The organism is Komarekiella delphini-convector SJRDD-AB1, from assembly GCF_014831675.1.
Taxonomy (GTDB): Bacteria; Cyanobacteriota; Cyanobacteriia; order Cyanobacteriales; family Nostocaceae; genus Komarekiella.
This window is the reverse complement of record NZ_VJXY01000011.1, coordinates 170,112-176,435: the sequence shown is the minus strand read 5'-3', so window position 1 is coordinate 176,435 and position 6,324 is coordinate 170,112. Positions and strand designations below refer to the sequence as shown.

The 6,324-nt window shown below is 43.8% G+C and carries 6 protein-coding genes and 3 pseudogenes; 3 read left to right on the top strand and 6 right to left on the bottom strand.

What is annotated here, in order from left to right; all coding sequences use genetic code 11:
- Together FNW02_RS40120 and FNW02_RS12790 are read left to right on the top strand one after the other, a co-directional pair.
- Positions 1-113, top strand: a pseudogene (locus FNW02_RS40120) (IS982 family transposase); the annotation flags it as partial.
- Positions 114-242: 129 nt separating this feature from the next.
- Positions 243-827, top strand: a pseudogene (locus FNW02_RS12790) (MFS transporter); the annotation flags it as partial.
- 67 nt (positions 828-894) lie between these two features.
- Here FNW02_RS12790 and accD read toward each other — a convergent pair.
- The 6 genes from accD to FNW02_RS12760 form a co-directional block, all read right to left on the bottom strand.
- Complete coding sequence (gene accD, locus FNW02_RS12785) at positions 895-1,845, bottom strand: acetyl-CoA carboxylase, carboxyltransferase subunit beta (protein ID WP_191757909.1); 951 nt, start codon at positions 1,843-1,845, stop codon at positions 895-897.
- 208 nt (positions 1,846-2,053) lie between these two features.
- Positions 2,054-2,275, bottom strand: coding sequence for a hypothetical protein (locus tag FNW02_RS12780; protein WP_191757908.1), 222 nt, complete (start codon positions 2,273-2,275; stop codon positions 2,054-2,056).
- A gap of 313 nt (positions 2,276-2,588) precedes the next feature.
- Positions 2,589-3,407, bottom strand: a complete 819-nt coding sequence (locus FNW02_RS12775; RefSeq protein WP_191757907.1) for a prepilin peptidase — start codon at positions 3,405-3,407, stop codon at positions 2,589-2,591.
- Positions 3,408-3,659: 252 nt separating this feature from the next.
- Complete coding sequence (locus tag FNW02_RS12770; RefSeq protein WP_162396835.1) at positions 3,660-3,920, bottom strand: hypothetical protein; 261 nt, start codon at positions 3,918-3,920, stop codon at positions 3,660-3,662.
- Between the two features lie 89 nt (positions 3,921-4,009).
- Entirely contained in the window at positions 4,010-5,098 is a 1,089-nt protein-coding gene (leuB, locus tag FNW02_RS12765) for a 3-isopropylmalate dehydrogenase (protein WP_191757906.1), read from the bottom strand.
- Between the two features lie 297 nt (positions 5,099-5,395).
- Positions 5,396-5,842, bottom strand: coding sequence for a hypothetical protein (locus tag FNW02_RS12760; RefSeq protein ID WP_191757905.1), 447 nt, complete (start codon positions 5,840-5,842; stop codon positions 5,396-5,398).
- A 331-nt stretch (positions 5,843-6,173) separates the two neighbouring features.
- On the opposite strand from FNW02_RS12760, the pseudogene FNW02_RS12755 reads away from it, so the two are divergent.
- Positions 6,174-6,320: pseudogene (locus FNW02_RS12755) on the top strand (ATP-binding cassette domain-containing protein); the annotation flags it as partial.
- Between the last annotated feature and the right edge of the window lie 4 nt (positions 6,321-6,324).

The window sequence follows — 6,324 nt, the reverse complement described above, 5'->3', positions numbered from 1 at the left end:
ATCGCAGCCCCGTTAATTTTTGTGTTAACGTTTTATGCGGATTAATCGCTTATTGTCATCAACCTAAGAAACCTAGTCTTCAACTGGAGTGGCTCTTGCCTTCTTATCTTTAACCCGAACTCAGGTTTGCTAAGTTATCTCAAAGTGAGATCCAGTTAGACGTTGCAAAGAATAAATCTTATGAGATACATGAATCAATCTGTTTGCCACAGCTGCCTACTTCCCAAAAGCAGTTAATTAGCAGCATCGGGCAAAACACTAACTTTTTAATCTTCCTGCTTTATTTCGGCTTATGGATGCTTGCTATTAATCTCAGCGCTCCTTTTTTTAATTTTTACATGCTGGAGACGCTGGATATTGATGTGAGTTGGGTGACTATTTATAGTAGCCTTCAGGCGGGGGCGAATCTACTAATGCTCATCCTGTGGGGCAAACTAGCAGACAAGATAGGTAATCGTCCTATCCTTATTTTTGTTGGTATTTTGGTTGCAGTTACACCATTGCTGTGGCTGGGGATTGGTGTTACTAGCCTTGACCTCTGGCTATGGTTGCCACTATTACACATTTTGAGTGGAGGTACTGGCGCAGCAATTGACTTGTCTAGTAATAATATACAACTGGGGATTGCACCAATTAAAAATCAGTCTATCTATTTTGCGATCGCAGCTGCCGTTGCTGGAGCAAGTGGTGCTTTGGGCACAACCATAGGTAGCTTTATCGTCCAATTTGCTGAATTTGGAGGCTTACTAGGGTTGTTCATCCTCTCTAGTCTATTTCGACTAGCAGCGCTTATCCCACTTATGTTTGTTCAAGAGCCGACAAGATGAGGGGGAGCCAAGAGGATGAGGGCACAAAGTAGAATTTTCTCCCTACTCTCCCCCTGCTCCCCCTGCTCTATTCTGCGGCGCTAGAACTTAAAGACATTGTTTCCCACAACACCATATGCGGTGGGGTTGGTGCAGGCTGGTGCAAGGAAATCAGTTGCGCTAATGTATTCTTTAACTGGGTACGGGGTACGATATCATCAACAAAACCGTGTTTAAGCAAATCTTCTGCTGTCTGAAAATCATCGGGCAGTTTTTCCCGCAAGGTTTGCTCAATCACTCGCCGACCGGCAAAACCAATGGTTGCTTTTGGTTCTGCGAGGATGAGATCGCCCAACATCGCAAAACTAGCGGTAACGCCGCCTGTGGTGGGGTTTGTCAAAACGGGTATGTACAATAGTCGAGCATCTTGATGGCGTTGTAAGGCTGCGGAGATTTTCGCCATCTGCATCAAAGAAAGCATTCCTTCCTGCATCCTAGCACCACCGGAGGTGCAAATAATCACAACAGGATAACGCCGTTGAGTGGCTTGCTCAATTAGACGGGTGAGTTTTTCCCCCACAACCGAACCCATGCTACCACCCATAAAGCGGAAGTCCATTACCCCAAGAGCAATGGGCAAGCCATTGATTTGACCCAAACCTGTTTTAACAGCGTCTAATAAACCAATTTTATCTTGGGTTTCCCGTAGGCGATCGCTGTATAGTTTGCGATCGCGAAATTGCAGCGGATCGGTTGGACGTAAATGCTCATCCATCGCTCTCCAGGTATTGTGGTCAATCAATTGACGGATGCGTTCATCGCTGTCAACTCGATTATGATGACCACATTCTACGCAAACCATTTGATTTGCTCTTAGGTCTTTTGTATATGTTAATACACCGCATTTAGAACATTTATGCCATAGCCCATCAGCAATTTCACGTTCTTGGCGTTCGAGGCTGGTAGAGCCTGATTTACGTCGATTTGCAAACCAATCAAATAGAGACTTTAAACCGCGTGATTCTTCGTTGTTCGCCATTTTTATTTTATTCAAGGGATATGTGGTAGAAAATAGGTCAAGCCGCTATGAGGAGTCTAAGGTAAAAAGCCTAAAGTCCAATTAAATTGGACTCTTGACTCTTGTAAAGACGCGCTTTTTGAGTGCGTCTCACTCATTTGTCTTGACTACATCGTCAAATTACGTTTGTAAGCAATTCAGACATTATTTTGCATCTTTGGTTGCCAGCTTAACGAAAATACTCATGCCAATACAAGTCTCTTGCTCGTCTTTTAGAGGACTTATTATGTGAACGTACTGACACCATGAGAATACCAACCTCCAAATAGGATGCTGTACCCTTTGCACCCAAATTGATCATTCGTGTTGCTAAATCATGAGCAATGAGCATCTGTTGCATTAGCTGTGCTTGCCAACGGGTAATCGTCGTTAAGAGGGTAATACAAGTCACAGCCTGATATTACCAAAATCTGAAGGGCAGATGGGGTAATGCAAGTTACAATCATGAGCAGATAATAAGTGATGAGGAATGGGGATTAGGTTTTTCACCAAAAAGGAGGGCTGGGGAAGCTGGGGGAACTGGGGGAGAAAAGAGAATTATTTTAAGTCTGACCAAATAGCTCAAATTCTTACTGGATATAGAGTATAAGCGTTTGCTATCTCTTATTCTTGTATTTGCTTCCCCAGCCTCCCTGCTCAAGAACTGCTCTGTTCGCTCAGCGAATTTCAACCCATTTCAACTTTTTGAGAAATTCCCCCAGTACTCACGATGCTGGAAAAAATAACCTCAGATAGCTAGATAAAATAGCTTCGCCGCCAAATAGAGTAATTACAGATCCTAAAGCCAGAAAAGGCCCAAAAGGCATCTTTTGTCCTAACTGTCGCGATCGCATCATTGCACCACTACCCACTAACGCTCCCAGCGCACAGGCAATAAAACTAGCTAGGAGCAAATACTTCCATCCTAACCAAGCTCCCATCATAGCTGCTAATTTGGCGTCACCTGCACCCATCGCCACTTTACCAAAGGCAATTGAACCAATTATTGCGATCGCATCAAACAGCCATAACCCCAATACCGCACCAACTATTGCCTTCATCAGGTGGTTTACCAATGCCTCCGGGCTAGCCTCTGGTAAAAAACCAACCACCATTTGAAATATAATCCCTACTACCAAACCAGACTGAGTAAGTGCATTGGGTAAGGTCATCGTATCTAAGTCTATGAGCGATAATGCCAATAACCAACTACAAAAAGCCCAATAGCTTATGGTTAAAATTGAAACTTTAAATATAAAAAATATAAGTAAAAATACTATGCCAGTTATCGCTTCTACCACTGGATAACGGACAGAAATCTTGCTTTTGCAATATCGACATCGCCCTTTTAACCATACCCATCCCAGCACTGGAACATTATCGTAGGCTTTTAGCTGGTTTAAACAATGGGGACAGCGAGAAGGAGGCCAAAGAATCGACAACCTAGCAGGCAGCCGATAAACAACAACATTGATAAAGCTACCAATAGATGCACCTAATGTAAAAACAATGACACTCGCCGAGACGACCATCAAAATGTTCATGTAGTCATTTGTCCTTTGTCATTTGTCTTCTGTTACAAAGTTGAGCCAGTTGCTTGGGCGGGTTCCCCGACTTGTGCATTAGCGTAGCGGTAGCGACCCAGGAGCGTCACTGGCGTTTGAGCTAAGGCTTCCTTAGATCAGACTTTGCGCTTTGTCATTTGTCCTTGATTTTTTGCCCTTTGTCGAGGGTTAATAAATTTTGACTGATGACTGATGACTGATGACTGTTGACTGTTGACTGTTGACTGTTGACTAATACATGTGCGACTCTATTTGATTCAATGGCACAAAGCATTCTTGAGGTAAGAGGACTGGTTGGTTAGTAAAAATTACCTTACCTCGATGAGTTACACGATTAATTGCTACACCTGAAGGTTGCCCAGCTATTTCGGGATGAACCTCGCAGTGGGTGTAGTAGATTTGCCCAGCGGCTCTGATTACGGCGGGATCAATCAAAGGAGGCTGATTCTTAGGGGCAGTAAAATTTGTTTGTCCTTGTCGTAATGCGTACACTATCGACTGCTATATGATTGCTAGATTTCCCTATAGTCTACCCGAAACTTCTAGCCAAGGTTGCCAAATCGCCTGGTTAAGACTAAAAATTATTTTTCCTCAAGAGCCTTAATCAGTGCATTGCCCATAGCGCGGCAACCTAAAAGATTTTTTCCTGGAGAGATTATATCCCCTGTGCGATCGCCTTGTTCTAAAACTTGGAATACGGCTTGTTCAATGTGATCTGCGGCTTTTGGCTGGTCTAAACCGTAGCGCAACATCATCGCCGCACTCAAAACCTGTGCTAGGGGATTTGCTTTATCTTGTCCTGCAATATCTGGGGCAGAACCGTGGACTGGTTCAAAGACGCCAGGCCCAGAAGCACCTAAACTAGCAGAGGGTAACATCCCGATGCTACCTGTGAGCATGGCAGCAGCATCAGAAAGAATATCGCCAAACAAATTTCCTGTAACGATAGTATCGAACTGCTTAGGAGCGCGTACTAGTTGCATAGCAGCATTATCGACGTATAAATGAGAAAGTTCGATATCTGGATATTCTTGAGAAAGTTGGGTGATGCGATCGCGCCACAACTGAGATACTTCTAATACATTCGCTTTATCCACCGAACAGAGCTTTCCACCACGTTTTCGCGCCGCTTCAAATGCCACCCGTCCAATGCGTTCAATTTCCGATTCTGTGTAAACCATTGTGTTCACACCACGCTTCTCACCAGTTTCCGTGGCAAAAATCCCCTTGGGTTTCCCAAAGTATATTCCACCAGTGAGTTCGCGCACTACCATAATATCTACACCTTCCACAACTTCGCGTTTCAAAGTTGAGGCATCAATTAGCTGAGGCAAAATTTTTGCTGGGCGCAAATTGGCAAATAGTCCCAATCCGGCGCGAAGTCCCAATAAACCTGCTTCTGGGCGTAAATGAGATGGTAGAGAATCCCACTTATAACCACCAATAGCAGCGAGTAATACAGCATTACTATTGCGGCAGGTATCTAGGGTGGTAGATGGCAGAGGTTCGCCTGTAGCGTCTATCGCTGCACCGCCAATCAGCGCTTCTTGGAATTCAAACTCAATATCAAATTGCTTCCCTACGACTTTCAGTACGTCTACCGCTACTGCCATAATTTCAGGGCCAATGCCATCGCCGGAGAGTAAGGTAATGCGGTAGTTCTGGGTCATAGCTAGTTTTTACTCGGTAAATGCTTGCAGATCAAATATCATACCGAGCAAAATGTACCTGTGGAGTTTTTAATTTATTGAAAGTTGGGGAATTTTTATCCCACAAGCAGTATTGTGCATGAGGCATGGGAAAGGGTTAATGGGAAAAGGGAAAAACCATCTCTTTACCCTCTCTTACAAAGTCTGAGCGGAGGTTTCCTCCGCTCAGACTTTGCGCTCCGCTCAGACTTTGCGTTTTACCCTTTAACCTTTACCCTCTCTTAAGAGTCACCAGCCACAAGTCAAAGCTAGCTCTGTCTAGTTGCTGAAAGCATCCTTGATGCTATCAACAGTGCGTTCAACAGCGTTCTTTGTGTTGTCTACTGCTTTCTGTGTGCGAGCTGCATCTTCCTCTGCTCTTTTCTCAATTCGAGCTGCATCTTTCTTGGCTTTGCGCTCAACAAAACTACCATTGTCCGTTGCTTGATCAACTTTAGCGGCATTTTTCTTGGCAGTGCTCTCAACTTTATCGGCGGTATCTCGGATAAAGTTCTTGGCTCGTCCAGCATCTTCGCTGGCTTTTCCCTTAACCTGATCACCTGCATCTGCTGATGCGATCAAGCTTGCAGCAGGCTCAGCCATAGCTGAGGTGTTTGAGAAAAACGCACCCTGCCAAACGAAAGCGATCGCTGATACACAAAATAGAGTTGTAGCTATCCAGCGTCCTACAGTCGAAAGCCTTTTCGTAAAATAATTTAGTTTCATAGAATACAATCTGTACGAGATTTAGCTTACTATTTTTACTTCATCTGGCTTCTCAGCCAAATCTTTCCTTAGACAGAGGTTTTATCATCATAAGTTGTTAGATGAATTCACTCTTTCAATGGTTGTGTTGCAAACAATTTTGGTTGTGTTGTAAAAACTAGATTAAATAGAGAAAAATCTGTATAAAGAACTAACTATTATAATCACTGCTAATTGGTTACTGCATTTCAGACTTTCACATATAACCAGTTTCGATTTCCGAAACGACACTGACAAAAGCTGTAGAAAGAGGTTAGGTTAACTGTTAATCACAAGCCGCACTCCAGCAGCGATGGTAAAAGAATTAGCAATTTGCACCCGTGGACTAACTAAGCAATTTGATCGGCACATTGCTGTCAATGACCTTGATTTAGAGATTCAGGCGGGTGAAGTATATGGACTGATTGGCCCGAATAGCGCGGGTAAAACGACTCTCATTTGAA